Genomic DNA, 26,878 nt, shown 5'->3' on the forward strand with positions numbered 1-26,878 from the left:
CCTCTGATGTGTGTTTTGATGTTTCGCGTCCACTTTGTGGTTCTTGACGTACGGTCAAGCCACAACCACCCACCCTGACCGGTGTGGTCCATGCTCTTCGGAGTGTGCACTCGTCCTGGTTGGTGTGTCTGTGTGGTTGGGTTTGACAGGTCAATAGTGTTACGGCGGTTATAGCGTCAGGGAAACGCCCGGAAACATTCCGAACCCGGAAGCTAAGGCTGACTGCGCCGATGGTACTGCAGGGGGGACCCTGTGGGAGAGTAGGACACCGCCGGACTTCTTTTTGTAAAAGGGGCCTCATCGAAAGATGAGGCCCCTTTTTTTATGCCCGAAAAGCGCTCATAGGAAAGCCTGCGGGAGGCACTCCGGTAAGCTGGTTGAGAGCCCATTCGCCGGAAGGCGTGGGTGCAACGAAAGGGCAGCGGATGGGTTTGATGACGAGCATTTTGGTCCTGCTCGTCTTCGCGGCGCTCGTCTGCCCGCCGGTGTTTCGGCGGTTTGGTCCTGCGGCGTTCCCCGCCGCGGCCGGCGTGCTTGCCGCCGCCTGCATTGCGCTGGCGACCCAGGCGCCCAGCGTGCTGGCCGGGGGAGTGCAGACGGAACGCCTTCCGTGGGTTCCCGAACTCGACCTCACCCTGACCTTCCGGCTCGATCCCGTATCGCTGCTCTTCGCGCTGCTCGTCACGGGCGCTGGAGCCCTCGTCTTGCTGTACTGCTGGCGATACTTCGAGACCGGCGAAGAAGGCCTCGCACGGTTTGCCGGGGTGTTTGTAGGCTTCGCGGCCTCAATGCTGGGCCTCGTGCTCGCGGACGACGTCTACCTGCTCTTCCTGTTCTGGGAAGGCACGACGATTTTCTCCTTCCTCTTGATCGGCCACGCGTCGTTCCGCCGGACGAGCCGCGCGGCGGCGCTGCAGGCGCTCATGGTGACGACGCTGGGCGGGCTCGTTATGCTCGTCGGGTTCGTGATCCTGGCGAACTCCGCCGGGACGTCGCAGCTCTCCGTGATCCTCGCAGACCCCCCGACGGGTACCGCAGCAACGGTGGCCGTCTTCCTCATGCTGGTCGGCGCGCTCTCGAAGTCGGCGATTTTTCCCTTCCACTTCTGGCTGCCCGGCGCCATGGCCGCGCCGACGCCGGTGAGTGCGTACCTGCACGCCGCCGCGATGGTCAAGGCCGGTATCTATCTGATTGCCCGGCTCGGACCGGCGTTCGGCGACGTCGCCGGGTTCCGCGAGACGCTCGTGATCCTCGGCGGCATCACGATGCTCAACGGCGGGATCCGCGCGCTGCGCCAGTTCGATATCAAACTGATCGTCGCGCACGGCACCGTGAGCCAGCTCGGGTTCCTCGTCATGATGTTTGGTATTACCGACCCGCGCACCGATCTCGCAGCCTTCGCGCTGCTCTTCGCGCACGCTGTGGCGAAGGCGCCGCTCTTCCTCGCCGTCGGCATCATTGACCATCGGACGGGCACGCGAGACCTCCGAAAGCTCAGCGGACTCTGGCGGCAGGCCCCCGTGCTCGCCGTGGTCACGACGCTCGCGGCAGCCTCAATGGCCGGTTTCCCGCCGCTCGCCGGTTTCGTTGCAAAGGAGTCCGCGTTTACTGAGCTGCTGGCAGTCGGGCAGACGGAGCCGCTCGCGGTGCTCGCCTTTGCGGTTGCCGCCCTGGGCAGCGTGCTGACGGTCGCGTACATGGGGCGCTTCCTCTGGGGCGCGTTTGCCACCAAGCGTGGCGTCCTCGACTGCGCTACGACGCACCGCCAGTACCCGAGCATCCTGATCGCGCCGGCGGCATTCGCCCTGCTCGCGCTGGGAGGCGGCCTCTTCGCCTCGCTCTTGGACCCCTGGTTCCAGGAGCTCGTGCAGACGGTCGACCCCGCTGGCGGGGCAGCCCCCGAGCACCTCGCGCTTTGGCACGGCTTCACGCCGGCGCTCGGCGCGTCCGTCCTGGTGCTGCTCATCGGGGTGCTCCTCGCGGTGTGGCTCTGTCGCCCGAAGCACCGGGTCCCGCAGGGATCCGACCGTTTCTCGGGCGCGCACGCCTACTGGGTCGTCACACACTGGCTGGACATCCTCGCGGTGCGGCTGACCTCGCTCACCCAGCGCGGTTCGCTGCCGTTCTACCTGGCGGTCATCCTGATCGTGACGACCGTGACCATCGGCGGCACCCTCCTCGTTTCGGGGGACTGGCCCGCGACCATCGTCTGGGCGACTTCGCCCGTGCAGATTCCGATCGCGATCGTCATGATCATCGCGGCGGTCGCGGCGCTGCGCGCGCCGACCCGCTTCCAAGCCGTCGTGCTTGTCGGCGTGACGGGCTACGGCATGGCGGCGCTCTTCGCACTGCATGGCGCACCGGATCTCGCCCTGACCCAGGCGCTCGTCGAGACGATCACCCTGATCGCGTTCGTGCTCGTGATCCGCCGGCTGCCGCAGCGCATTTCGGCGCGCTCGAGCCGGAGGGTGCGCATCGTACGTGCGCTGATCGGCGCCGGCGTCGGGCTGTCGCTGGGGGGCGCCGCGGTGATCGCGCTCGGCGCCCGCGTGGCCGAGCCGATTTCGCTCAAGTTGCCCGAGCTCGCGGTGAACGGCGGACACGGCTACAACGTCGTCAACGTCATGCTCGTCGATATTCGCGGTTGGGACACGCTGGGGGAGCTCTCCGTGATCCTGGCGGCGGCCACCGGCGTCGCCTCGCTCGTCTTCCGGAGCACCCGCGGGGACAACCTGCCCAAACTCAGCCGCCAGGCCGCACGGAGCCGGGTGCGGGAGCACCTGTTGCGGGTCGCCGACCCGAACGACTCCACTGCACGAGGCACTTGGCTGCTCGCCGGCCGTCACCTGGCCCCGGAGCGGCGCTCGATCATCCTCGAGGTCGTCGTGCGCCTGATCTTCCATGCGCTGATTCTGCTCTCCATCTACTTGTTGCTGACCGGGCACAATACGCCGGGCGGCGGCTTCGCGGGCGGGCTCGTCGCCGGTCTCGCGCTCGTGGCGCGCTACCTCGCGGGCGGTCGATATGAGCTGGGGGCGACGGTCTCGCTCGACGCCGGGCGGATCCTGGGCGTCGGATTCGGCATCGCGGCGACCGTCGCGATCATCCCGCTCTTCTTCGGTCAGTCGGCGCTCGCGTCGTCCTGGTTCGACCTTGATCTCGGGCCGCTGGGTGAGATTTCCATCGTGACTTCGACGTTCTTCGACGTCGGCGTATACCTCGTGGTGTTTGGCCTGATACTCGACGTGCTGCGCAGCCTCGGCGCGGAGATCGACGAGCACGAGGAAGAAGACGCCGACACCGCGCTTGAGGAGGCGACCCAGCGATGATTTCCACCATGCCCCTCGTGCTCGTCGCCGTCATGGTCGTGCTGTACGCCGGCGGCGTCTATCTGCTGCTCGACCGCAGCCTGACCCGAGTGCTGCTCGGATTCCTGCTCGTCGGCAACGCGACCAACCTCATGCTCTTCCTTATGTCCGGAAACTTCGGAGCCGCCCCGATTGCGGGCACCGTCGACCCCGAGGACATGAGTGACCCACTGCCGCAGGCGTTCATCCTGACAGCCATCGTCATCACCTTCTGCGTCAGCGCGTTCCTCCTCGCCCTCATCTACCGCTCCTGGCGGCTCGCTCGCGAGGACGAAGACACCGTGCGCGACGACGAAGAGGACATCGAGCTCGCAAGCACCCAGGCGCTGGCCTCCGTCGAACTCACCGATGAGGACATCGCCGATACACCCGAGTTCGACGAAGATCCGGCGGACGCCGCCGAAGAACAGGAGCGCCGCTCATGACGCTCACCCCGCTGATCCCGCTGGTGGTGCTCGTGCCGCTCGCCGCGGCCGCAATCACCCTGTCGTTCCCAGGCCGGCGCCGACTGCAGCAGGGCATCACCGTCGCGGCGCTCGCCACGATCGTGGTGCTGGGCGGCATCCTGATGTGGGCGAGCGATACCCAGGGCACCCTCGTGATGGAGGTCGGGGGCTGGGCGGCCCCGTACGGTATTGCCCTCGTCGTCGATCGGGTGTCGGCGCTGATGGTCACGGTCTCGGCCGTCGTCCTCCTGGGCGTGCTGCTCTTCTCGCTCGGCCAAGGTCTCGCCGACGGAGACGAAGAGACGCCGGTCTCGATCTACTACCCGACCTACCTCGTGCTCGGCGCGGGTGTCTGCAACGCGTTCATCGCGGGAGACCTGTTCAACCTCTACGTCGGCTTCGAGATCCTGTTGGTCGCAAGCTACGTGCTCATCACCTTGGGCGGGACGGTGCAGCGGATCCGGGCCGGGGTCACCTACGTCGTGGTCTCGCTCGTGTCCTCGATCCTGTTCCTCGGCGCCATCGCCCTGATCTACGGGGCCACGGGCACCGTGAACATGGCACAGCTGACCATCCGCATTGCCGAGCTGCCTGATTCGGTCCAGCTGCTGCTGAATCTCACGTTGCTCATCGCGTTCGGGATCAAGGCCGCCGTCTTCCCGCTGGCGTTCTGGCTGCCGGACTCGTACCCGACGGCCCCGGCTCCGGTGACCGCCGTCTTCGCGGGCCTGCTCACCAAGGTGGGCGTCTACGCAATCATTCGCACCCAGACGCTGCTCTTCCCGCTGTCGAGCGTCGACAACTTATTGCTGGTGATCGCGGGCTGCACCCTGCTTGTCGGGATCCTCGGCGCGGTCTCGCAGCTCGACATCAAGCGGATCCTGTCGTTCACGCTCATCAGCCACATCGGGTACATGATCTTCGGCATCGGGATGGCGAGCGTGCTCGGGTTCTCGGCCACGATCTTCTATATTGCGCACCACATTATTGTGCAGACGACGCTGTTCCTCGCGGTCGGTCTGATGGAGCGCCACGGAGGGACCACGTCTCTCACGGGGCTTGGCGGCATGCTGCGGAGCGCACCCGTGATCGCCGTCCTGTTTTTCATCCCGATGCTCAACCTCGGCGGGATCCCGCCATTCTCCGGATTCATCGGCAAGCTCGGACTCTTCACTGCGGGCGCTGAACTTGCGACCCCCGGCGCGTACTGGCTCATCGGCATCGGCGCGGCCGTCTCGCTGCTCACGCTCTACGCGCTCACTCGCGCCTGGAGCCTGGCCTTCTGGCGTCCGCGCGACCAAGCGGCCGCCTCGGGCCTCGAAGTCAACAGCTCGTCGGATACGACGGCGCCCGGCGTCAACGGGGGAACGGGCGCCGATCTGCGGACCGCTGGCGTGGACCTCACCGGCGCGGAGTTCCCGATGGTGAATATCGACGCGGCCGCGAGCCTGGGCGGCGCAGCATCGCCGGCCCGGTCTGAGGAGCAGTCGACGGCTGGGGTGACGGCCGGGGCTCGCACGGTCGAGGCCGCCGCTGCCGAAGCCGCGGCCACGCCTGCCGTGGAACCCGCTGCGGCACCGACAGTGGCCCCGTCCGCGGGTGCGGAGCTTCGGCGCCGTGAAGTGGACCAACTGGTGCGACTGCACGACGCCCCCGACGCACAGCCGCGGCGCGCAAAGCGCGACATTCCCAGGCTGATGACCGGGGCCACCGCCGGTATGGTCGGTGTCAGCATCGCCCTCACCATCTTCGCGGGGCCGCTCTACGCCTATGCCAGTCGGGCGGGCGAGGACCTCGCAAACCCGGCGCGGCTCGTCCAGCTCGTCCTCGGTGACACGCGGGACGGGCTCGGCGGGGGCAGCGGCACGACTGAGCTCGAGCCCCCCGAGTCGCGCCTGCACCCCGACTTCGGCAAGCGTCCGAATACAGACGACGCCGAAGAGAGCACAGAGGTGGCCCCGTGACCCGCGCCGACCGTCGCCTCGAGCGTCTCTTTCGCCTGCATGAGATTCCACTCCTCGTTGGCCTCGTCATATTGTGGATGGCGCTCTGGCGCGAGGTCTCCTGGATGTCGCTCATCAGCGGGATCCTGGTCTCGTATGTCGCGACGCGGCTGTTCTATCTGCCGCCGGTCGATCTCGCGGGGCGCTTCAACCTATGGTACGCGCTGCGCTTCCTGGAGTACTTCTTGCGCCACCTCATGATCGCTTCGTTCCAGGTCGCCTGGCTCGCACTTCGCCCGGGGCCGCCGCCGAAGACCGCGATCATCGCGGTGCGGCTGCGCACGAGATCCGATTTCATCCTGACCTTGACGGGCCTCACGATCTCGCTGATCCCGGGTTCACTGGTGGCCGAGGTCGATCGATTTGCGTCGACGCTGTACCTCCACGTCTTGAACACGCCCACGCAGAAAGAGCTGCGGAGGATGCGCGAGGAAGTCGCTCGCATCGAGTCCCTCTTGATTCGGTCGATCGGCTCGCGCGAGGAAATGGAGGCGCTGTCATGAGCACGTTTGAGCTCGCCTTGGCCGTCGCTGCGGGCGTCGGGTTCACCGTGACCGCGCTGTGCGCGCTCGTGAGGATCGTGCGCGGCCCCACGATCCTTGATCGCATGATCGCGTCTGACGTGCTGTTGACGACGCTCATGCTGGTCGTTGGGGTCGACATGGTCCTGCGCGGCCACACCGACTCGATCGCGTTCATGACGGCGCTGGGCGCCACCGCCGTGTTCGCGACGATCGTCGTCGCGCGCTACGTCAAGCGTCGCGCGGGCCAGCCGACACTGCCGACGGGGAAGGGGCCCACCGATGTTTGATCAGGTACTCGACCTTGTGGCGCTCGTGTGCGTGTTGGGCGCGGCCGGGTTCTCGGTCGCGGCGGGCATCGGCTTGTTGCGCTTCCCGGACGCGTTGAGCCGACTGCACGCCGCCACGAAGCCGCAGATCTTCGGGCTGTTGCTCGTGATCGCAGCGATCGCGATCGATCAGCGCTCGTTCTCGACGCTCATCGGCCTGCTGCCAGTGTTCATCTTTCAGTCGCTGACGGCCCCGGTCGCGGCGCACATGGTGGGCCGCGCGGCCTATCGCACGGGTCAGCTCGACACCGAGTCCCTCATGGTTGATGAGCTTGGTCCCGCGATCGAGCGGGCGCAGTAGTCGACTACGTGCACTGACGAAAGCGACCCGGCCTCCTGAGAGACCGGGTCGCTTTCGTCAGTGCGGCTGGGATTAGTCGAGTTCGACCAGGTAGCGGCTGTAGGCCGAAACCGTCAGGAACGTCGGGAACGTCTCGCCGAGCGCGACGTCCGCGAAGATCTCTGCCGCGTCATCGAAGCGGTCACCCTCGAAGCGATCAAATGAGCCGGTGACCTCGTGCACGAGGGATTCCACCCACTCGCGGGTGATGCGGGTGCCCTCGGCGGTCGACTGGTCCTGGTGGATCCACTGCCAGATCTGCGATCGGCTGATCTCGGCAGTTGCTGCGTCCTCCATCAGGTTGTCGATTGCCGCAGCGCCAACGCCTCGGAGCCATGATTCGATGTAGCGGATGCCGATCGAGACGTTCTCGCGCACGCCGGCGTTCGAGATTTCGCGGCCGATGTGCACGTCGAGCAGGTCTGCCGCCGTCACGTGCACGTCGTCGCGCTGGCGGTCGACCTGGTTCGGCTTGTCGCCGAGCACGGCATCGAACTCGGCCTGGGCTACGGGGATGAGATCGGGGTGGGCCACCCAGGTGCCGTCGAAGCCATCGTTCGCCTCGCGGTTCTTGTCGGCGCGCACCTTGCGCTCGGCGAGCGCGGTGACCTCGGGGTCACGACGATTCGGGATGAACGCGCTCATGCCGCCGATGGCGTGCGCGCCGCGCTTGTGGGCGGTCTGCACGAGCAGCTCGGTGTAGGCCCGCATAAAGGGCACCGTCATGGTGACCTCGCTGCGGTCGGGCAGTACGAATCGAGCGCCGCGGCCGCGGTAGTTCTTGATGATCGAGAAGATGTAGTCCCAGCGACCGGCGTTCAGGCCGGCGATGTGGTCGCGCATGACATACAGGATCTCATCCATCTCAAACGCGGCGGGGAGCGTCTCGATGAGGACCGTGGCGCGAATGGTGCCGTGTTCGAGGCCCAGCGTGCGCTCGGTGAAGCTGAACACGTCGTCCCAGAGCTGCGCTTCTTCGCTCGACTCGAGCTTGGCGATGTAGAAGTAGGGGCCGCGGCCGCGTGCCACGAGCTCCTGGGCGTTGTGGAACGCGTAGAGGCCGAAGTCAACGAGGCTGCCGGACGCCGCCATCGCCTGGCCGTGGCCGTCCGTGAAGCGCAGGTGCTTCTCGACCAGGTGCCAGCCGCGGGGCCGCATCACGATCGTCGGCGTCTCGGTCGCGGTGACGCGGTACTGCTTGCCCTCGGGGCTCGTGAACTCGAGCTGGTCGCGGATCGCGTCAAACAGGGACAGCTGGCCGCCGATGACGTTCTTCCAGGTGGGGCTCGTCGCGTCTTCCTGATCCGCGAGCCAGACCTTCGCGCCGGAATTCAGTGCGTTGATCGTCATCTTCGGGTCGGTCGGGCCGGTGATCTCCACGCGGCGATCCTCGAGGCCCGGGCCGGGGCCGGCGACGCGCCACGAGGCGTCCTCGCGGATGTGAGCGGTGTCATCGCGGAACTTCGGGTCGCGGCCGTTGCCGATCTCGAAGCGCTTGCGCATCCGCTCGGCCAGGCGATCGTGGCGTGCGCCGGCAAAAAGGCGGTGTAGCTCGGTCACGAACTCGAGCGCCTGCGGGGTCAGGATCTCGTCGAAGCGGGGGTGAAGCGCGCCGACAACATCGATGCGAGGACCCGGGGCGATCGGTGCGGTCCCGGCTGCGGGCCCGGCCGCGGTGAGGGTCGTCGTGGGTGCCTGCGTGGTGTTCATGGTGCGTCCTGTCGATCGCGGTGAAAGTGATGAGCGGTGTTCGGGTGGTGATGCTTGATGTCTTCAATCATGCGCGCCCCTAGGGCAGGCAATCTGTCGGATTCGGGGGTGAAGATTCGACAAATTTCTGCTTGGTGAAAGAATCGGACTGTGGGACGATGGAAAACATGACTCCTCTCGATTCCGGACGTCGCCCAGTGCCCGCCACCGCGACCCTCGTCCCCGCCGGCCAGTCGACCGACACGGCTGATGCGCTGACTCTCGGACGCCGCGTGCGCGAGCGACGCAACGAGCTCGGGATGACCCTCGAGCAGCTTGCGCAGGCGATCGACCGTGCGCCCTCGCAGGTGTCGGCCATCGAGAACGGAAAACGCGAGCCGCGGCTTCCACTCTTGCGGGCCCTCGCCGTCGCGCTCGGCTCGACTGTTGATGACCTGCTGACCGACGAAGCTCCGAACGAGCGGGCCGCGCTTGAGATTGCCGTGGAGCGAGCGCAGCGGGGCGCGGTGTTCGGTGCGCTCGGCATTCATCCGGTGCGTGTGTCGAAGGCGACGAGCGACGAGACGCTGCGGGCAATTCTCGGTCTACACCAAGAAGTCGAGCGCCTGCACAGGGAACGCGCCGCGACGCCCGAGGAGGCGCGCCGAGCGAACACCGACCTGCGCGCCGAGATGCGTGGCCGGGGCAACTACTTCGCCGAGCTCGAGGCGGAGGCGGCGAAGCTGCTCGCCTCCGTGGGGTACAGCGGGGGGCCGGTCTCGCACCAGGCCATCGCCGATGTCGCGGCGAAGCTCGGCTTCTCGCTCCACTACGTCCACGACATGCCCCACTCGACGCGCTCGGTGATCGACCGGCGCAACGGCCGGATCTACCTCGGGGCAAATGTGCCCTCCCGCGACGCCCGCGCCCCGATCCTGCGCGCCCTCGCCGGCGTCGTCTGCGCGCACGAGGAGCCCGAGAACTACGCGGACTTCCTGCGCCAGCGGGTCGAGGCGAACTACCTGGCGGGCGCGGTGCTGCTGCCCGAGGAGGCGACCGTCACGCTGTTGGCCGAGGCCAAGCAGCGCCGGCAGATCTCGATGGAGGACCTGCGGGATGCCTTCGCGGTCTCGTACGAGATGGCGGCGCACCGATTCACCAACATCGCGACCGAGCGGCTCGACCTCGAGGTGCACTTCATGAAGGTGCACGAGTCGGGGACCCTCATCAAGGCATACGAGAACGACGACGTAAAGTTCCCGTCCGACGCGCTGGGGGCGCTCGAGGGCGCGATGGTGTGCCGAAACTGGACGGCGCGAACGGTCTTTGCCTCTGCCGACCGGTTCAACCCGTGGTATCAGTACACCGACATGGCGGCTGGTGGCACCTACTGGTGCACGTCGCGGGTGGAAAAGGCGAAGGAGGGGGAGTACTCGGTCAGCGTCGGGGTGCCCTTCCACGCGGTGAAGTGGTTCCGCGGTCGCGAGACGTCGCATCGCACCGCATCGCACTGCCCGGACGAGACCTGCTGCCGCCGCGCGTCCACGGTGCTCACTCGGAAGTGGGAGGGTGCGGCATGGCCGGAGGCGGCGACGCCGACCAGCCTGCTCGCAGCCCTGCCGACCGGGACGTTTCCCGGAGTCGACGCCCATGAGGTCTATGAGTTCCTCGAAGGACATGAGAGCCGCCCGGGACGCTAGCGGATCAGGGATGCGGCCCCGCCGCCGCTGCGATAGCGTAGAAGTATTGGGCGGAAGCTCGAATTGATGGACAAGGAGCTGGGCGACGTGAGCGCTGACAAGCAGACCAAGCGAAGCGACGACACCGAGGTGCGTTCGACGCAGCAGTTCCGCGAGGATCTGAGCGCAATGATTCGCGCTTCGGCCACGAATCTCTCGGTGGACGAGCGCGAGGCCGTCGAAGCGCTGCCCTCTGGCGCTGCGCTGTTGGTGGTGCGACGCGGCCCCGACCTCGGCGCCCGATTCCTGCTTGACGCCACCTCGACTATCGCGGGACGGCACCCCGAGGTCGATATCTTCCTCGATGACGTGACGGTGTCTCGCAAGCACGCCGAATTCTCGCGCTCGGGCAGCACGTTCTCGGTGCGCGACCTGGGCTCGCTCAACGGCACCTACTGCGACGGCGAACGCTTCGACGGCGAAGTCGCCCTCGTCGACGGGGCTGAAGTGCAGGTGGGGAAGTTCAAGTTCACCTTCTTCGCGTCTCGGTTCGACCTGGCCGACGAGCAGTAGCGTGGGAGTAGCGGCCGCTTCCTCGCACTCGGGGGCAGCGCTTCTCAGCATCGGCCAGGTGCTGGAGATCCTGCAGGACGACTTCTCGGACCTCAGCCCCTCGAAGCTGCGCTTTTTAGAAGAGCAGGGACTCGTCACGCCAGAGCGCACCCAGGCGGGTTACCGCAAGTTTGATCAGTCCCACATCGAGCGCATCCGCATCATCCTCACCCTGCAGCGCAACTTCTACCTCCCGCTGCGGGTGATCTCCGGAGTGCTGGCCGAGCTCGACGCCGGGCGTGACCCGGTCATCCCTGGCGCGGTGCCGCGGAATGTGTCGAGCATCTTGCGCCCTCGCTCCGTGATGGGTCGCGACGAGCTGCTGCGTCAGAGTGGCGCGACGCCCCGCTTCCTGGGCGAGGCCATTAGCGCGGGGCTCTTGCCCCCAACCGAAGTCTTTTCTCAGGATGCCCTGGCGCAGCTCACCGCGCTCATGGAGCTCAGCGAGCGCGGGCTGACCCCGCCCCATCTTCGCCAGCTCAGGCTGGCTGCCGAACGCGACGTCGCCTTGATCGAACACGCCGTCGCGACGCGTGGCGTGGCGGCGGGTGGCGCGGCGAAAGCCGGCAATGATGCGCTCGAGCTCGCGGACCTGCTGGACGCCGTTCGTGCGGGTGTGGTCAGGCAACGACTCGCACAGTAGGAATCTCGGTGCGAGGTCCGGTCGGGCTCCAATGCGACACGCCAAACTTGTGATGCGGCGGTCGTTGCACCGGGGGTCGCGCATGGGTACCGTTGGATGAGTCGGACGCGAGAGTCGCCCCGGCGGGAAGGCACCTGATGGAGGACTCTGCGTCGACACCTGTCGACTCCATCCCGGTCGATTCCGCGGGCAATGAGCTCTTGTTCAGCGACGGGCTCCCGCAGCCCGACGTGGACGGCGGTTTCAAGGGTGCGGTTGCCGCACGCGCCGCCGGGATTAGCTATCGTCAGCTGGATTACTGGGCACGCACGGGGCTCGTCGAGCCGACCGTGCGCAGCGCTCAAGGATCCGGTACTCAGCGACTGTACGGCTTCCGCGACATCCTCGTGTTGAAGCTCGTGAAGCGGTTGCTTGACACGGGAATTTCACTGCAGCAGATCCGCACCGCGGTTGCGCAGCTGCACGAGGCGGGCGTCCACGACCTCGCTCAGACGACGCTCATGAGCGACGGGGCGAGCGTCTACCTGTGCACGTCGAACGACGAGGTCATTGACCTGGTCAGCCGCGGCCAGGGAGTATTCGGAATTGCGGTGGGCAAGGTCCTTCGCGAGGTCGAGGTGTCGCTCGTCGATATCGAGTCGCACCGCGATGTTTCGGGTGACGCCCTCGACGAGCTTGCGGTGCGCCGCACGCAGCGCAAGATCTCCTAGCGCTCGTACCCTCGCAGGTTCGCTGCGCGACGAGCAAGCTACGTCAGGCTGTGCCCGGTGATTTGGGCGTGATGACGCGTGCCCGCACGAGCAGCAGGTAGATTTCGCACCCGAGGCAGAAGCCCACGGTCGCGTTCAGTGCCGCCGCGACGAACGCCGCAGCGGCCGCGACCACGAGCGCCAGCGGCACCCCGGCCAGGTGCAGTACAAGCCCGATTCCGACGACGGCCAGGCCAACCCCTTGCGCGAATCGCGGGGGTCGCGCGTCCTCCCAGTCCGCAGGCGGAGCGAGCCTCGGCTGCACCGCCAAGCGGAAGATCGCTTGCAGCGGCTGCGAGCTGGGCGCCACGAGTGACCAGGTAAACAGGATCGCGACGACGCCGAGCATCAGGAAGCCGGGATCGAGTGCGCGCTCAGCGAGGGTGCTGCGCCCGGCGGTGAGGGTCGTGGCGGCTCCCGTGAGTGCGAGGAAGATGGCGACCAGCAGGAGCATCGAGGTGATCGCCGCGCCGAACACCGGTCCCCGGGGGTCGATCTGACCGGGACTCGGTGCGGGCAGGGACGTGTTATCGGGCGAGCGATGCGACATGGGGGCCTTCGGCGAGTGAGGTGAGCTCGGTGAGTTCGCGGGCGAGGGCCTCGCGGCTAATGGCACCACTCAGGCGAGTGCGTGCCCGCCCTGCAGGGTCGAGCAGGAGCACCGTCGGGGTCTGCAGCAGGTTGAATTGGCTCGCGATCTCGGGCCGATGCGTCACGTCAACGTGGACGAACTCGACGCCGGGAGTGATAAGACCGGAAATGACGCGGCGGACCCCGGGGCACCTCGCGCACATTTCGGTGCTGAACTGCACGATCGTGGCGCGCTCGCCAGGCCCCTCAATCCCGAGGGAGGACAGGTCGATCGGGCGCGCATCACGGACGCGACGGGCGCGCTCCGGGGTGCGCTTGAGTACGAGGGCCGCGACCGCGGTGAGCGCCGCGAGCGCGCCGAGCGCGAGCGCCGCCGTAGTGGGTTCCATGTCCTTGAGGGTAGGCGCTCCGGGCGGATCCGCATAGGGATTCGTCACATTTGGTAATGCCTCCCATAAAAAATAACGCAATATTCCGGGTGGTGAACGAGAAAACGGCCGGTCACCCGAGGGTGCCGACCGCTTTCTGTCTGACGGGCTAGCGCTTTTTCTTCTTCTTCGGCTGTTGGCGCTGCGTCGAGGCGTTCCCCGATGGCTGCGCCTCGGACGCGTCCGGCTCCACCACTGCGGGATCGACCGGCTCGGCCGCGCGGTCTGTGACGACATCGGCGGTGTCCGAGACCTCGGTGGGAAGCGGCTCGGTCGCGATCACGGTGGCGGAGTCGCTCGCGCCATCGCCCATGCGTGCAAGCAGGCGGGCAGTGGGCGCCTCGATTCCTGCCGAACGGAGGACGCGGTCGAGGATCTGGTCGAAGTAGCCGGCCATCTCCTGAGCGGTCTCGCCCGGCCAGATGTGCACGGGCTTCGCCGCGCCCTGCGCTTGCTGCAGCGAGGTGCGCTCTGGGAGCTGCGGGCTGAGCACGAGCGGCCCGAACATCTCGCGAAGTTCGCGGATGCGGAACTGGTGCTCCATGGACTGGGTGCGGGCGCGGTTGATGACAATGCCGAGCGGCTGCAGTCGCGGGCTAATGCCACGACGGATCTCCTCGATCGCGCGCAGTGCGCGGTCGGCGGCGGCCACGGCGAAGAGGCCCGGCTCGGTCACGACGAGCACGCGATCGCTCGCGGCCCACGCGGTGCGGGTGAGCGCGTTCAACGAGGGGGCGCAATCGATGAGGACGAGATCGTAGTCCTTCTCGACGCTCGCGAGCGCCTCCTCGAGCTTCCAGATCTCTCGGATCGAAGGGTGCGGGCCGTCAAAGTTGATGGCTGCTGGGCTTCCGATGAGGACGTCAATGTTGCCCTCGTGGTGCTTCGTCCAGCCGCTCGGGACGATCGCGTCCCTGACGGTCTTTTCCTTGGGGCTCTCGAGTACATCCGCGATGTTCGAGTGCCCTTCCGGGGACACATCCATCCCAGTCGAGACGTCCGACTGCGGATCGAGATCGACGACCAGGGTTCGCAGGCCACGGGAAAACGCGGCGGAGGCCAGGCCGAGGGTAACGGTGGTCTTGCCGACCCCGCCCTTAAGGGAACTCACGCTCAATACATGCACAAGGCGAAAGCTTACCGGCACTAGGCTGAAGAACGGTGTGCTTTCACCGGCCGCCATGGACTTTTTCCATCTGAACGGCCCGAAGGAGTGTCGCGTGTTTCGGAAGATTTTGGTTGCCAACAGAGGCGAGATCGCGATTCGCGCCTTCCGTGCGGCGTTTGAGCTCGGGGCGAAGACGGTCGCCGTGTTCCCCTACGAGGACCGCAATTCGTTGCACCGGCTGAAGGCCGACGAGGCCTATCAGATCGGCGAAGTCGGACACCCAGTACGGGCCTACCTCGACGTTGCGGAGATTATCCGAGTCGCGAAGGAGTCAGGCGCGGACGCGATCTACCCGGGCTACGGCTTCCTCTCGGAAAACCCTGAGCTTGCCGCCGCTGCCGAGGCCGCCGGCATTGTCTTCATCGGCCCGGGGCGCGTCGCGCTCGAGATGGCGGGGGACAAGGTCGCCGCGAAGACGCACGCGATCGCGGCGGGCGTTCCCGTGTTGCGCTCGACCCCGCCGTCGCAGGATCTCGATGTGTTGATCGCCGGCGCCGAGGAGATCGGGTTCCCCGTTTTCGCGAAGGCCGTCGCCGGCGGCGGCGGGCGCGGCATGCGTCGGGTCGAACGCCGTGAGGATCTGCGTGATGCCCTCGAAGCGGCGATGCGAGAGGCCGCGAGCGCGTTTGGCGATTCCACGATGTTTATCGAGCAGGCGGTGTTGCTGCCCCGCCACATCGAGGTGCAGGTGCTGGCGGACCACACGGGCGCCACGGTGCACCTCTACGAACGGGACTGCTCCGTGCAGCGCCGCCACCAGAAGGTCATCGAGATGGCCCCGGCGCCGAACCTCGACCCCGCCCTTCGCGACGAACTGACACGCGACGCGATCGCGTTCGCTCGCTCAATCAACTACGTGAACGCCGGCACGGTTGAGTTCCTCGTCGACACCGAGGGGGAGCGCGCCGGCCAGCACGTCTTCATCGAGATGAACCCGCGGATCCAGGTCGAGCACACCGTGACCGAGGAGGTGACGGACGTTGACCTCGTGCAGTCCCAGATGCGGATCGCCGCGGGCGAGACGCTCGAGGAGCTGGGCCTGACGCAAGACAAGATTCAGCTGCGTGGCTTCGCGCTGCAGTGCCGCATCACGACGGAGGACCCGGCGGACGGCTTCCGCCCCGACCTCGGCCGCATCACGACGTACCGGTCGCCGGGCGGCAGCGGGGTGCGTCTTGACGGCGGCACGATCAACCCGGGCGCACACATCAGCCCCCACTTTGATTCGATGCTCGCCAAGCTCACCTGCCGCGGTCGCGACTTCCCGAGCGCTGTCGTGCGGGCCCGCCGCGCCCTCGCCGAGTTCCGCATCCGCGGTGTCGCGACGAACATTCCCTTCCTGCAGGCTGTGCTCGACGACCCCTCGTTCCGCGCGGGGAACGTGAGCACCGCGTTCATTGAGGAACGTCCCGAGCTCCTCAGCCAGAACAAGCCGCAGGATCGCGCCACGAAGCTGCTGCAGCACCTCGCCGACGTCACCGTGAACCACCCGAACGGCGAGCGCCCAAGCGCGGTCTCGGCGGCGGCCAAGCTGCCGGCGCTTGATCTCGCGCAGCCCGCCCCTGCGGGGAGCCGCCAGCGCCTGCTCGAGCTGGGCCCCGAGGGCTTCGCTCGGGCGCTGCGCAACCAGACCGCGGTCGCGGTGACGGAGACGACGTTCCGCGACGCGCACCAGTCGCTGCTCGCCACGCGGGTGCGCACCCGAGACCTTGCGGCCGTCGCCCCTCATGTGGCCCGACTCACTCCGAAGCTCCTCTCGGTCGAGGCCTGGGGCGGTGCGACCTACGACGTCGCCCTCCGCTTCCTCGCGGAGGACCCCTGGGACCGCCTCGCAGCGATGCGCGAGCTCATGCCCAACATCGCGATTCAGATGCTGCTGCGCGGGCAGAACACGGTCGGGTACACCCCCTACCCCCGCCAGGTGGCCGAGGCGTTCGTGCGTGAGGCCGCGAGCACGGGCGTCGACATCTTCCGCATCTTTGACGCGCTGAACGACGTCGAACAGATGCGGGTCGCCATCGACGCGGTGCGGGACACGGGTACCGCGGTGGCCGAGGTGGCGCTGTGCTACACGGGGAATCTGCTGAGCCCCGCCGAGGACCTCTACACGCTCGACTACTACCTGCGCCTCGCGGAGCGCATCGTGGACGCGGGCGCGCACGTGCTCGCGATCAAGGACATGGCCGGCCTCCTGCGCCCGGTCGCGGCGGAGCGCCTCGTCACGGCGCTGCGTGAGCGGTTCGACCTGCCGGTGCACCTGCACACCCACGACACCGCCGGTGGCCAGCTCGCCACCTTGCTCGCCGCGGCGCGCGCCGGCGTTGACGCCGTCGATGTGGCGAGCGCCCCGATGGCCGGCACGACGAGCCAGCCATCGCTCTCGGCGCTCGTCGCCGCGCTCGCCGACACCGAGCGGGACACCGAGTTGGACGGAGACGCGGTGCAGGCGCTCGAGCCGTACTGGCAGGCGGTGCGCACGAGCTATCGTCCGTTCGAGTCCGGTCTGCCCGGCCCCACGGGGCGCGTCTACACGCACGAAATTCCGGGTGGACAACTGTCCAACCTGCGCCAGCAGGCCATCGCGCTCGGCCTCGCCGATGACTTCGAGAAAATCGAAGACATGTACGCGGCGGCCGACCGGATCCTGGGTCGTGTGCCGAAGGTGACGCCGTCCTCTAAGGTCGTGGGCGACCTTGCGCTGCACCTCGCCGCGGTGGACGCCGACCCGGCCGACTTCGAGGCGCACCCCGAGCGCTACGACATTCCCGACTCAGTGGTCGGCTTCCTCGCCGGCGAGCTCGGTGAGCTGCCCGGCGGCTGGCCCGAGCCGTTCCGTACGAAGGTGCTCGCCGGTCGCGAGGTGCGCTTGCCCATCGCGGACGTGTCGCCCGAGGATCAGGCGGCACTCGACGGGGACAGCTCCGCGCGGCGGGACGCGCTCAACCGCCTGCTGTTCCCGCAGCCGACAGCGCAGTTCCATGCGGCTCGTGAGCGCTTCGGCGACCTCTCCGTGCTCGACACAAACGACTTCCTCTACGGGCTCGAGGTGGGCGAGGAGCACGTCGTGGACCTCGCCCGCGGGGTGCGCCTCTTCGTGGGGCTCGAAGCGATCGGCGAGGCTGACGACAAGGGCGTGCGCACGGTGATGGTGCGCGTGAACGGTCAACTGCGCCCGGTGTTTGCGAAGGATCGCAGCATCGCGGTCACGGTCGCCGTCGCGGAGAAGGCCGATCGCACCGACCCGGCGCACGTCGCTGCCCCCTTCTCGGGGACCGTCACGCTGAAGGCCGCGGCGGGCGACGAGGTCGCCGCCGGCCAGCCAGTCGCTACGATCGAAGCAATGAAGATGGAGGCCGCGATCACTGCTCCCCACGCGGGGAAGGTGGCGCGGATCCTGTTCACCGGCACCCGGCCGGTGGAGGCGGGCGACCTGCTCGTGGTGATCGACAAGGAGTAACTCGGTGGCGGTTCGCGAAATTCGGACGTTCGGTGATCCCGTGCTGCGCACGCCGTGCAGCACGATCGAAGTGATCGACGACGGCGTGCGCGCGCTGGTGACCGATTTGCTCGACACGGTCGCGTTTGACGGGCGGGCCGGCCTCGCGGCCACCCAGATCGGCCACACCGTGCGGGCGTTCAGCCTGAACATCGACGGCGAGATCAGCTACGTGCTCAATCCCGAGATTGTGGCGCTCGAGGGCGAGCCCGAGCCGACGGGCGAGGGCTGCCTGTCCGTGCCCGAGCTGTGGTTCTCGGTTGACCGCTACCCGCGCGCCACTGTCCGCGGCATCGACCTCGACGGCAACGAAGTGGTGATCTCGGGCGAGGGCCTGATGGCGCAGGCGCTCCAGCACGAGTGCGACCACCTCGAGGGGAAGCTCTACCTGAATCGCCTGGACCGGGAGAGTCGCGGCGAGGCGATGCGGCAGATCCGTTCGTCCACCTGGTTCTAGGGTGGGGAAAACCCCCGGCCGGGTTCGGGGGAGCGCCGGCTGTGCCGGGGCTGGCTGGCCAGGGAAGATAGTCACATGATCGATCGCGCCGACTCGCCCGCTGTGCCCGCCTCCCAGGATCCGCCTCGCGCGGCGTTCTCCGGGCTCTGGTCGGGGATGCCGCGCGAGCTCGCGTTCCTGCTGCTCGGGCTGCCGATCGGGGTCGCCGGCCTCGTCGTCTTCACGACGCTCGTTTCGCTCGGCCTGTCGCTTGCGGTCTTCGTGGGCGGCCTCTTCGTCCTGGTCGCCGCGATGCACGCCGCGCGCGGCTTTGGGGCGCTCGAGCTGCGACGGCTTGCCGCCGCGGGCCAGCCCGCGATCACCGGCCCACGTTGGCCGAGGTCGACGCCGGGCGCCGGGTTCTGGAGCCGGACACTCGCGCCGCTGCGCGACGGGGCCTCCTGGCGCTACCTCCTGCATGGCTGGATCGTGCAGCCGATCATCGGCATCACCACCTGGTGCGTCACCGTGACCTGGGTCGCGATGGCGCTCGGCGGCTTCAGCTATTGGTTCTGGCAGGGCTTCTTGCCGGCAAACGACGGCAACATCCTCCTGCATCGCGTCATTCTCGACTGGATGTTCCCAGGCAACGGCTGGGAGATCGACCCGCGACTCGGGGAGAGCGTGTTCAACCTCGTCGTCGGGATCTTCGCCCTGGCGACGCTGCCGCTGGTCGCCCGCCTGCTGACGCTGGCCCACCAGGGCGCCGCGCGCGGCCTCCTTTCGGCGGGCCGGGGCGACGCGCTGCGCGCTGAGGTCGCCGCGCTCAGCGCGTCCCGGGGCGCCGCGGTGCAGGCCGAGGACCAGTCGCTGCGACGCCTGGAGCGCGACATCCACGATGGCCCGCAACAGCGCCTCGTGCGCCTGCAGATGGATCTCGCGAGCGCGGAGCGCAGCCTCGAGCGGGACCCCGAGGCGGCCCGTGCATTGCTCGGCGAGGCGCGCGGGCAGGCCCACGACACGCTCGAAGAGCTCCGCGCACTGTCGCGCGGGTTTGCCCCGCCGATTTTGCAGGATCGCGGCCTGGTCGCGGGCCTCGAGTCTCTCGCGGCACGCAGCCCGATCCCGGTCGAGTTCGTGCGGGATCTCTCGCCCGAGCTCGTGCTCGCCCCTGAGGTCGAGCGCAGCGCCTACTTCGTGGCCGCCGAGCTGCTCACGAACGTCGCGAAGCACTCGGGCGCGGACGGGATCCGGCTCGAGCTCTCGGACCGGTCCGACGGCAGGGCGGGGAGAGAGCTCGTGCTGCGGGTCGAGGACAACGGCACCGGAGGTGCTTCGTTTGAGGATGGGCACGGCCTGCGTGGCCTCGCCGACCGCCTGGGAGGCCTGCTCGGTGAGCTCAGCGTGGAGAGCCCAGACGGTGGCCCGACCCGCGTCACCGCACGAGTGCCGCTAGGGCGCTAGCGTGGGAGTGTGACGAACTCAGCTCCTCCACCCGCGCTGCGCTTGGTGCTTGCCGAAGACTCGCTGTTGTTGCGCGAGGGGCTTGTGCGGCTCTTCGCAGAGGCCGGATACGACACGGTCGCCGCCTATGGCGACGCCGAGACGCTGCTCGCCGAGCTCGACCAGACGCGGCCCGAGCTCGCGGTGCTCGACGTGCGCATGCCGCCGACCTTTCGCGACGAGGGCGTCCAGGCCGCGCTCGCGCTGCGGCGTCGGCACCCCGACATCGGCATCCTGCTGCTCAGTCAGTATGTGGAAGGCAGCTATACGCGGGAGCTGCTCCAGGCAGAGCCGCCTCGGTCGGGTCGTGCCGGCGGTCTCGGCTACCTCCTGAAGGACCGCGTGGCCTCGCTCGACGAGCTGGAGGACGCAGTGGCCCGTGTGCGGGCGGGTGGGACGGTGCTGGACCCGGAGGTCGTGCGGGAACTGATGACGCGCAGGAACAGCCCCCAGGACGCGCTGACTCCCCGCGAGCGCGAGGTACTGGGACTCATGGCCGAGGGTCGGACGAACTCGGGTATCGCCGAGCGCCTCTTCGTCGGCACGGGTGCCGTCGAGAAGCACGTCACGTCGATCTTCCAGAAGTTGGGCCTCGTCGACGCAGGAAGCGAGCACCGCCGCGTGCTCGCGGTGCTCGCTTACCTGCAGAACGAACGCTAGCGCGGGACGTCGACCGCCTCGGTCTGCGGGTTCTCGCCATACAGCTTCGAGATCTCGCCGGCGAAGTCGCTCACGATGACGGCGCGCTTGATGCTGAGCTTCGGCGTCAGGTGGCCGCTCGACTCGGTGAACTCGGTGGGCAGTACCACGAACTTTCGTACCGACTCCGCGCGCGACACGTAGGCGTTGCCGGCGTCGACCGCCCGCTGGATCTCGGCGAGCACCTTCGGGTTTCTTGTCGCCTCGATCAGCGGCATGTTCGCGTCCTCGCCGTTGTTCGCGAGCCACGCGGGGAGCATGTCGGAGTCGAGGGTGATGAGTGCCGCAATGAACGGCTTCTTGTCGCCCACGACGACGACCTGCCCGACGAGGGAGTTCGAGCGAATCGGGTCTTCGAGCTGGGCGGGCGAGACATTCTTGCCGCCCGCGGTGACGAGGATCTCCTTCTTGCGCCCGGTGATCTTCAGGTAGCCGTCCGAGTCGAACACGCCCAGGTCGCCCGTGCGGAAGAAGCCGTCCTCGGTGAAGGCCTCCTTGGTCGCCTCGGGGTTGTTCCAATACTCCTTGAAGACCGGGATGCCCTTGACCTGCACCTCGCCGTCCTCGGCGATGCGGAGGGTCGTGCCGGGCATCGCTGGGCCGACCGTGCCGATCTTGAACTTGCTCGGACGGTTGACGGTCGCGGGCGCCGTCGTCTCGGTGAGGCCGTAGCCCTCAAGGATCTTGATGCCGAGCGAGTGGTAGAAGTGGCCGAGGTAGGGGCTGAGCGGCGCAGAGCCCGAGACCGCGAACTTCACGCGACCGCCGAGCGCTGCGCGCAGCTTCGACAGCACGAGTCGATCGAGCACAGCGAACTTGAGCTTGAGCCCGAGCGGGATCTTTCCGGCCTCGCCAGCCTGCGAGTACGCCACCGCAGTGTGTGCCGCCGCGCGGAAGATTTTGCCTTTGCCGCCGGCCTCGGCCTTCTGCTCGGACGAGTTGTAGACCTTCTCGAATACGCGGGGGACCGCGAGCAGGAAGGTCGGCTTGAACGAGCCGAGTGCCGGAAGCAGTTGAGTGGTGTCGGCCTGGTGCCCGACGCGGACGCCGCCGGTGACCGCCAGGATCGAGATGAACCGGGCGAACACGTGCGCGAGGGTGATGAAGAGCAGCGTCGACGCTCCCTCCTCGATGACCTCGCCGAGGGCGACCTCGGTGTTGACGGACAGCTCTGCGAAGTTCGAGTGCGTCAGCACGCAGCCCTTCGGGCGCCCCGTCGAGCCCGAGGTGTAGATGAGCGTTGCGATGTCGTCGCCCTTGGCGAGACTGCGGCGCCGCTCGATCTCCTCGTCGGGAACCTCGGCGCCGCCAGCCACGAGCTCAGCGAGCGCTCCGGTGTCCATGCGCCAGACGAGATCGACGCCGGGAAGGTCGCCCTTGACCTCCGCGAAGCGCTCGAAGTGTGCCTTCTCCTCAGTCAGGATGGCGCGCGCACCCGAATCCTGCAGCGCCCAGTGGATCTGCAGCGGCGAGGAGGTGTCGTAGACCGGCACCATCACCGCGCCCGCGTAGAAGATCGCGAAGTCCACGAGGGTCCACTCGTACTTTGTCTTACAGATGAACGCGATCTTGTCGCCCGGCTGCACTCCGGCGGCGACGAAGCCCTTCGCGAGGGCGACGACCGCCGCGCGGAAGTCCGCGGCGCTCTGGTCTCGCCAGCCGTCACCGTCGGGCAGCGCGAACAACGCGAGGTTTGGGGTGAGCTTCACCCGGCGCTCGAGTAGATCGCTCACATTCAGATCGGGGTTCCGGGGAATGATGAGGGGACCTTCGACAAGGTTCACGGTAGCTCCTTTGATACCTGGCCGTCCGCAGACGGTTGGCGCGGTAGCGCCAGCGGGGTTACGTTGCTCACTACCTTAGTGAGCGACACGCATGCCCGGGAAAGTGCGTTGTGCGGTATATCCTGATCCGTGAGGTTTCAAGAGAGGGTCGGTGTCCGTGGTCTACTGGATTCTGAAGCACCTACTGATCGGTCCGCTCGTCAAGACCGTGTTCCGGCCGTGGGTCGAAGGCGCTGAGCACATCCCCGAGAAAGGGCCGGTCATTCTGGTCGGCAACCACCTCTCGGTGATCGATTCGTTTTTCCTGCCGCTCATGATCGAGCGGCGCGTGTCGTTCCTTGCGAAGAGTGATTATTTCACCGGCAAGGGGCTCGGCGGTTGGTTCGTCAAGCACTTCATGCTTTCAACCGGCCAGATTCCGATCGACCGCTCGGGTGGCAAGGCCTCGGAGGCCTCCCTGAACACGGGCCTCCAGGTGCTCGACCGCGGCGAGATGCTCGCGATGTACCCCGAGGGCACCCGCAGCCCCGACGCGCGCCTCTACCGCGGCCGCACGGGCGTCGCCAGGCTCGTCCTCGAATCCGGCGCCACGGTCGTCCCCGTCGTCATGATCGACACCGAGAAGGCGATGCCGATTGGCCGCAAGATCCCGCGGGTGCGCAGGATCGGCACGGTCATCGGGCGCCCGCTCGATTTCAGCCGCTTCGCCGACATGAGCGCAGACCGCTTTGTGTTGCGCAGCGTGACCGACGAGATCATGTACGAAATCCAGCAGCTCAGCGGCCAGGAATACGTCGACGTCTACGCTTCGAGCGTACGCGCGCGCATGGCACCCACCTCGCGATAGTAGGCTGAGGCAACCCGCAACATCGCGGGGATCCTGCCGAAAGTGAGTGCCACGATCGTGACGAGCGAACCCATCCTGAGTCAAGCCACCGAAGACCGCGCCTTTGCGGACCTCGACAGCTATCAGGCGCTCGCCGCCAAGCAACAGCCCACCTGGCTGGACACTGAAGCGCTGGCGTCCGCGAAGAGCGAGCTCGCCTCGCAGCCGCCGCTGGTGTTTGCCGGCGAGGTCGACCAGTTGCGTGAGCGCCTGGCGCAGGCCGCACGCGGTGAAGCGTTCCTCCTGCAGGGCGGCGACTGCGCCGAGACGTTCGCTGGAGCTACCGCCGACCAGATTCGCGACCGTGTGAAGACGCTGCTCCAGATGGCCGTCGTGCTCACGTACGGCGCTTCCATGCCCGTGATCAAAGTCGGGCGCATGGCCGGCCAGTTCGCGAAGCCGCGCTCGAGCGATACCGAGACGCGCGGCGAGCTCACGCTGCCCGCATACCGCGGCGACGTCGTGAACGGCTACGACTTCACGCCCGAGTCCCGCACCGCCGACCCGCAGCGGCTGGTGCGCGGCTACCACATGGCCGCCTCGACGCTGAATCTCGTGCGCGCCTTTACCCAGGGCGGCTTTGCCGACCTGCGCCAGGTGCACGAGTGGAACAAGGGCTTCGTCTCGAACCCGGCGAATCGCCGCTACGAGTCGCTCGCGGCAGAGATCGACCGCGCCGTGCGGTTCATGATCGCCTGCGGCGCCGACTTCTCGGAGCTGCGCCGCACCGAGTTCTTCGTGAGCCACGAGGCGCTGCTGCTCGATTACGAGCGCCCGTTGACCCGCATCGACTCGCGCACGAGCCTGCCCTACGGCACCTCGGGTCACTTCCTCTGGATCGGTGAGCGGACCCGCGAACTCGACGGCGCGCACGTCGAGTTCCTCTCGAAGCTGCGCAACCCCATCGGCGTGAAGCTCGGCCCGACCAGTACGGTCGATGACGCGCTGCGCCTCATCGACAAGCTCGACCCTGAGCGCGAGCCCGGCCGCCTGACCTTCATCACGCGGATGGGTGCGGGCAAGATCCGCGACGTGTTGCCCGGCTTGCTGCAGGGCGTCAAGGACTCGGGCGCGCTGCCACTCTGGGTGACCGACCCGATGCACGGCAACGGCATTACGACGCCGACCGGCTACAAGACGCGACGCTTCGACGACGTGATGGACGAGCTCAAGGGCTTCTTCGAGTCGCACCGTGAGGTCGGCACGTTCCCCGGCGGCATCCACATCGAGCTCACGGGAGACGACGTCACCGAGTGCCTCGGCGGCTCCGAGAACATCGATGAGGCGACGCTCGGCACCAAGTACGAGTCGCTGTGCGACCCGCGCCTGAACCACATGCAGTCGCTCGAGCTCGCCTTCCAGGTGGCGGAAGAGCTCAAACTGGCACGCTAGTACGGCGCGCACAACGTCCGGGACGATCCACAGGATCCGCCCGGGCGTTGTGCGTTTGCGCGGGCATGGCGATCCGGCGCAGTGTCAGCAGCCGGAGGAGCTGGTCGGCGCCTAGAGGTCGAGCGCGGCCTTCACGCGGATCTCGGTGCCGGCCGCGACCTTCTCGCCCGCTTTCGGGGTGGTGCCGGTCGCCTTGGCGAAGTCCCGGAATTGGTCGGGTACGAGGGTCGAGGGGGAGAATCCGGCGGCGGACAGCGTGTCCATGGCCTCCTGCAACGTCATGCCTGTCACGTCGGGTACCTCGAACAGTTCGGGCCCGAGCGACAGCACGAGCCCGACTGGCGCGCCCGTGCGGAGAATGTCGCCCTCGAAGACAAAGCGCACGACCTTGCCCTCGGGAATCTCGGCGTGGTGCTCTGCCCCGTTGAGGGTGTCGGTCACCACGAGACCGGCCTGCGTGAGGCGATCGGTGGCGTCGGCGACGTCTGCTCCGACCACGTCCGGCGCGGGGCCAGCAGAGACGATCAGATCGATACGCGAGCGCTCGGGGTACTCGGCGCCAATGCCCTCGCCCTGCTCGTTGAGGGCGGCGATGACCTGGCCACGCGGCTCGTCGCCAAAGCGGTGTTCCAACACCTCGCCGAAGGTGAAGCGCGCCTCGGTGATGGCCTGTTCGGCCTCGTCCTCGGTCATGCCGATGAGGGCGGGAACCGCGAGGAGCTCGGGGCCCGTCGAACGGCAGAGCGTGATGGCGCTGCCGCGCTCGACCCGGGCCCCGGCATCCGGGGTCGTTGCCCCGGCGAGGCCGGACTCGATGTCGAGGCTCGGGCAGTCCGCCACCGTGACCTGGAGCGTGCGCTCGGTCAGGGTCTGCGTGGCCGCCTCGATGCTCTGGCCCGCGACATCGGGGACCTGCACGTTCGATCCCGGTCCCTGGCCGAACCACCAGCCGGCGCCGCCCGCTGCGAGGGCCGCGACGAGGGCGGCGGAGACCAGGATCCAACCGCGGGTGCGGCGCTTGGTTGCCTGCTCGCGTGCAAGCGACAGCGAAGTCTGCGGGCTCGTCGTGGCGGGCGCGGGCGTTGGGCCGGTGCTCTGGCCGATCACCTCGGTGAAGTTGCCGGGCTGCAGGATGGTGGTCGCGGAGGTCGCACCAAGCTCGGCGATGGGCAGCACCCGGGTCGCGCCCAGCGGGGCGTGCTGGCCGCCGGCGCGAAGGATGCGCAGGCGCTCGAGCACAATGCCGGCGTCCTTCGGCCGCGCGTCGGGGTCACGAATGGTCGTCCAGCGTACGAGCTCGTCGAGCTCCGGCGTTGCCTCGGGCGTCAGCGTGGAGGGCGCGGGCACGTCGTCGTGCGCGTGCTGGTACGCGATGCGCATAGCCTCTTCGCCCCGGAAGGGCTGCTGGCCGGTAAGCATCTCGAAGAGCATGATGCCAAATGCGTAGACGTCGCTGCGCGCATCGGCGATGCCGCGCGTGACGAGCTCGGGGGAGAGGTACGCGATTGTGCCGAGCAGGGCCTGCCCCGTCGTCGTATTCGCGCTCGCGACGCGCGCGAGGCCGAAATCGCCGATCTTGATGCGCCCATCGTCCGCGAGCAACACGTTCTCTGGCTTGAGGTCGCGGTGCATGATCCCTGCGTGGTGAGCTGCGGCCAGGCCCGCGAGCACGGCCTCGCCGATCTCGTACGCCTGGTCAGCGGTCAGACGCGTCTGCTGCTTGAGGAGGTCGCGCAGTGTGATCCCGGGCAGGTACTCCATAACGAGATACGCCATCTCGGAGTCCTGTCCCTGGTCGAAGACATTGACGACGTTGGGGTGCGCAAGCCGGGCCGCGCTCCGGGCCTCTTGCACGAAGCGACGCTTGAACGCGTTGTCATCGGCGAGATGGCCGTGCATCACCTTAATGGCGACGCGCCGCTCGAGCCGGAGGTCATTCGCGAGGTAGACCGTCGCCATTCCGCCGCGGGCGATTCGCGAACGAATCACGTAGCGCTCGTCGAGCGTGCGGCCGATCATCGGATCGGGAGGGGCGGAGGTCACGCCGGAAGTCTACGGAAACCTGGATGCTTCACGCTGGATGCGCGCCGGTGTGGTCGGATTCATGGCAGAGTTA

21 protein-coding genes, 1 rRNA gene and 1 pseudogene are annotated in these 26,878 nt (G+C 67.7%); 17 read left to right on the top strand and 6 right to left on the bottom strand.

The window, feature by feature from the left end:
* Nucleotides 1-160: 160 nt before the first annotated feature.
* The 7 genes from rrf (at nucleotide 161) to mnhG (ending at nucleotide 6,968) form a co-directional block, all read left to right on the top strand.
* Nucleotides 161-277 (top strand): 5S ribosomal RNA (gene rrf, locus KOE53_RS00005).
* A gap of 157 nt (nucleotides 278-434) precedes the next feature.
* Nucleotides 435-3,329, top strand: coding sequence for a Na+/H+ antiporter subunit A (locus KOE53_RS00010; protein WP_251364036.1), 2,895 nt, complete (start codon nucleotides 435-437; stop codon nucleotides 3,327-3,329).
* Nucleotides 3,326-3,793: a Na(+)/H(+) antiporter subunit C gene (locus KOE53_RS00015; protein ID WP_188045016.1), complete on the top strand. Its 468-nt coding sequence runs from the start codon at nucleotides 3,326-3,328 to the stop codon at nucleotides 3,791-3,793. The genes KOE53_RS00010 and KOE53_RS00015 overlap by 4 nt, the downstream gene beginning before the upstream one ends.
* Nucleotides 3,790-5,778, top strand: a complete 1,989-nt coding sequence (locus tag KOE53_RS00020) for a Na+/H+ antiporter subunit D (RefSeq protein ID WP_251364037.1) — start codon at nucleotides 3,790-3,792, stop codon at nucleotides 5,776-5,778. The genes KOE53_RS00015 and KOE53_RS00020 overlap by 4 nt, the downstream gene beginning before the upstream one ends.
* On the top strand, nucleotides 5,775-6,320 hold the full coding sequence (locus tag KOE53_RS00025; protein ID WP_188056985.1) for a Na+/H+ antiporter subunit E: 546 nt from the start codon (nucleotides 5,775-5,777) through the stop codon (nucleotides 6,318-6,320). The genes KOE53_RS00020 and KOE53_RS00025 overlap by 4 nt, the downstream gene beginning before the upstream one ends.
* Nucleotides 6,317-6,628, top strand: coding sequence for an MrpF/PhaF family protein (locus tag KOE53_RS00030; RefSeq protein WP_188045014.1), 312 nt, complete (start codon nucleotides 6,317-6,319; stop codon nucleotides 6,626-6,628). The genes KOE53_RS00025 and KOE53_RS00030 overlap by 4 nt, the downstream gene beginning before the upstream one ends.
* On the top strand, nucleotides 6,621-6,968 hold the full coding sequence (mnhG, locus tag KOE53_RS00035; RefSeq protein WP_188056986.1) for a monovalent cation/H(+) antiporter subunit G: 348 nt from the start codon (nucleotides 6,621-6,623) through the stop codon (nucleotides 6,966-6,968). The genes KOE53_RS00030 and mnhG overlap by 8 nt, the downstream gene beginning before the upstream one ends.
* A gap of 72 nt (nucleotides 6,969-7,040) precedes the next feature.
* Here the strand turns inward: mnhG and aceB are convergent, their stop codons facing one another.
* Nucleotides 7,041-8,717, bottom strand: coding sequence for a malate synthase A (gene aceB / locus KOE53_RS00040; protein WP_188045012.1), 1,677 nt, complete (start codon nucleotides 8,715-8,717; stop codon nucleotides 7,041-7,043).
* 167 nt (nucleotides 8,718-8,884) lie between these two features.
* Between aceB and KOE53_RS00045 the strand changes: the two genes are divergently transcribed.
* From KOE53_RS00045 to KOE53_RS00060, 4 genes are all read left to right on the top strand, one after another.
* A complete protein-coding gene (locus KOE53_RS00045) occupies nucleotides 8,885-10,396 on the top strand; it encodes an XRE family transcriptional regulator (protein ID WP_188056987.1) in 1,512 nt (503 codons plus the stop codon).
* Nucleotides 10,397-10,462: 66 nt separating this feature from the next.
* Nucleotides 10,463-10,948 carry an FHA domain-containing protein gene (locus KOE53_RS00050; protein WP_370566909.1) on the top strand — a complete coding sequence of 162 codons (486 nt, stop codon included), beginning with the start codon at nucleotides 10,463-10,465 and terminating at the stop codon, nucleotides 10,946-10,948.
* Nucleotide 10,949: 1 nt separating this feature from the next.
* Nucleotides 10,950-11,630 (top strand): transcriptional regulator FtsR, encoded by a 681-nt coding sequence (ftsR, locus tag KOE53_RS00055; protein WP_188045010.1) that lies wholly within the window; start codon nucleotides 10,950-10,952, stop codon nucleotides 11,628-11,630.
* A 137-nt stretch (nucleotides 11,631-11,767) separates the two neighbouring features.
* Complete coding sequence (locus KOE53_RS00060) at nucleotides 11,768-12,340, top strand: MerR family transcriptional regulator (protein WP_188045009.1); 573 nt, start codon at nucleotides 11,768-11,770, stop codon at nucleotides 12,338-12,340.
* A 43-nt stretch (nucleotides 12,341-12,383) separates the two neighbouring features.
* Here the strand turns inward: KOE53_RS00060 and KOE53_RS00065 are convergent, their stop codons facing one another.
* From KOE53_RS00065 to KOE53_RS00075, 3 genes and pseudogenes are all read right to left on the bottom strand, one after another.
* Nucleotides 12,384-12,929 carry a DUF4395 domain-containing protein gene (locus KOE53_RS00065; protein WP_188056988.1) on the bottom strand — a complete coding sequence of 182 codons (546 nt, stop codon included), beginning with the start codon at nucleotides 12,927-12,929 and terminating at the stop codon, nucleotides 12,384-12,386.
* Nucleotides 12,907-13,359 carry a thioredoxin family protein gene (locus KOE53_RS00070; RefSeq protein WP_188056989.1) on the bottom strand — a complete coding sequence of 151 codons (453 nt, stop codon included), beginning with the start codon at nucleotides 13,357-13,359 and terminating at the stop codon, nucleotides 12,907-12,909. The genes KOE53_RS00065 and KOE53_RS00070 overlap by 23 nt, the downstream gene beginning before the upstream one ends.
* Nucleotides 13,360-13,732: 373 nt before the next feature.
* Nucleotides 13,733-14,524, bottom strand: a pseudogene (locus tag KOE53_RS00075) (ParA family protein); the annotation flags it as partial.
* Between the two features lie 94 nt (nucleotides 14,525-14,618).
* Between KOE53_RS00075 and KOE53_RS00080 the strand changes: the two are divergent.
* The 4 genes from KOE53_RS00080 to KOE53_RS00095 all read left to right on the top strand — a co-directional run bounded on the left by KOE53_RS00080 (nucleotide 14,619) and on the right by KOE53_RS00095 (nucleotide 20,661).
* A complete protein-coding gene (locus tag KOE53_RS00080; RefSeq protein WP_188056990.1) occupies nucleotides 14,619-18,023 on the top strand; it encodes a pyruvate carboxylase in 3,405 nt (1,134 codons plus the stop codon).
* A 4-nt stretch (nucleotides 18,024-18,027) separates the two neighbouring features.
* Nucleotides 18,028-18,519 (top strand): peptide deformylase, encoded by a 492-nt coding sequence (def, locus tag KOE53_RS00085; protein WP_188045005.1) that lies wholly within the window; start codon nucleotides 18,028-18,030, stop codon nucleotides 18,517-18,519.
* Between the two features lie 75 nt (nucleotides 18,520-18,594).
* Entirely contained in the window at nucleotides 18,595-19,962 is a 1,368-nt protein-coding gene (locus KOE53_RS00090; RefSeq protein ID WP_188056991.1) for a sensor histidine kinase, read from the top strand.
* 9 nt (nucleotides 19,963-19,971) lie between these two features.
* Entirely contained in the window at nucleotides 19,972-20,661 is a 690-nt protein-coding gene (locus KOE53_RS00095; protein WP_188056992.1) for a LuxR C-terminal-related transcriptional regulator, read from the top strand.
* Here the strand turns inward: KOE53_RS00095 and KOE53_RS00100 are convergent.
* Complete coding sequence (locus KOE53_RS00100; RefSeq protein WP_188056993.1) at nucleotides 20,658-22,484, bottom strand: AMP-dependent synthetase/ligase; 1,827 nt, start codon at nucleotides 22,482-22,484, stop codon at nucleotides 20,658-20,660. The two genes, KOE53_RS00095 and KOE53_RS00100, sit on opposite strands and share 4 nt — an antisense overlap.
* A gap of 157 nt (nucleotides 22,485-22,641) precedes the next feature.
* On the opposite strand from KOE53_RS00100, the gene KOE53_RS00105 reads away from it, so the two are divergent.
* Together KOE53_RS00105 and KOE53_RS00110 are read left to right on the top strand one after the other, a co-directional pair.
* On the top strand, nucleotides 22,642-23,331 hold the full coding sequence (locus KOE53_RS00105) for a lysophospholipid acyltransferase family protein (protein ID WP_188045002.1): 690 nt from the start codon (nucleotides 22,642-22,644) through the stop codon (nucleotides 23,329-23,331).
* Between the two features lie 72 nt (nucleotides 23,332-23,403).
* Nucleotides 23,404-24,762: a class II 3-deoxy-7-phosphoheptulonate synthase gene (locus KOE53_RS00110; RefSeq protein ID WP_370566925.1), complete on the top strand. Its 1,359-nt coding sequence runs from the start codon at nucleotides 23,404-23,406 to the stop codon at nucleotides 24,760-24,762.
* Nucleotides 24,763-24,873: 111 nt separating this feature from the next.
* Here the strand turns inward: KOE53_RS00110 and pknB are convergent, their stop codons facing one another.
* On the bottom strand, nucleotides 24,874-26,781 hold the full coding sequence (gene pknB / locus KOE53_RS00115) for a Stk1 family PASTA domain-containing Ser/Thr kinase (protein ID WP_188057290.1): 1,908 nt from the start codon (nucleotides 26,779-26,781) through the stop codon (nucleotides 24,874-24,876).
* Nucleotides 26,782-26,878 lie beyond the last annotated feature (97 nt).

The sequence above is a fragment of the Leucobacter sp. CX87 genome (genome assembly GCF_018682295.1).
Classification (GTDB): domain Bacteria; phylum Actinomycetota; class Actinomycetes; order Actinomycetales; family Microbacteriaceae; genus Cx-87.

Coding starts and splice junctions, on each gene's coding strand:
- KOE53_RS00090 (WP_188056991.1), top strand. CDS start 18,595: ATGATCGATCGCGCCGACTCGCCCGCTGTGCCCGCCTCCCAGGATCCG.
- KOE53_RS00030 (WP_188045014.1), top strand. CDS start 6,317: ATGAGCACGTTTGAGCTCGCCTTGGCCGTCGCTGCGGGCGTCGGGTTC.
- KOE53_RS00015 (WP_188045016.1), top strand. CDS start 3,326: ATGATTTCCACCATGCCCCTCGTGCTCGTCGCCGTCATGGTCGTGCTG.
- KOE53_RS00010 (WP_251364036.1), top strand. CDS start 435: ATGACGAGCATTTTGGTCCTGCTCGTCTTCGCGGCGCTCGTCTGCCCG.
- aceB (WP_188045012.1), bottom strand. CDS start 8,717: ATGAACACCACGCAGGCACCCACGACGACCCTCACCGCGGCCGGGCCC.
- KOE53_RS00065 (WP_188056988.1), bottom strand. CDS start 12,929: ATGTCGCATCGCTCGCCCGATAACACGTCCCTGCCCGCACCGAGTCCC.
- KOE53_RS00060 (WP_188045009.1), top strand. CDS start 11,768: ATGGAGGACTCTGCGTCGACACCTGTCGACTCCATCCCGGTCGATTCC.
- KOE53_RS00070 (WP_188056989.1), bottom strand. CDS start 13,359: ATGGAACCCACTACGGCGGCGCTCGCGCTCGGCGCGCTCGCGGCGCTC.
- mnhG (WP_188056986.1), top strand. CDS start 6,621: ATGTTTGATCAGGTACTCGACCTTGTGGCGCTCGTGTGCGTGTTGGGC.
- KOE53_RS00050 (WP_370566909.1), top strand. CDS start 10,463: ATGGACAAGGAGCTGGGCGACGTGAGCGCTGACAAGCAGACCAAGCGA.
- KOE53_RS00020 (WP_251364037.1), top strand. CDS start 3,790: ATGACGCTCACCCCGCTGATCCCGCTGGTGGTGCTCGTGCCGCTCGCC.
- pknB (WP_188057290.1), bottom strand. CDS start 26,781: ATGATCGGCCGCACGCTCGACGAGCGCTACGTGATTCGTTCGCGAATC.
- KOE53_RS00045 (WP_188056987.1), top strand. CDS start 8,885: ATGACTCCTCTCGATTCCGGACGTCGCCCAGTGCCCGCCACCGCGACC.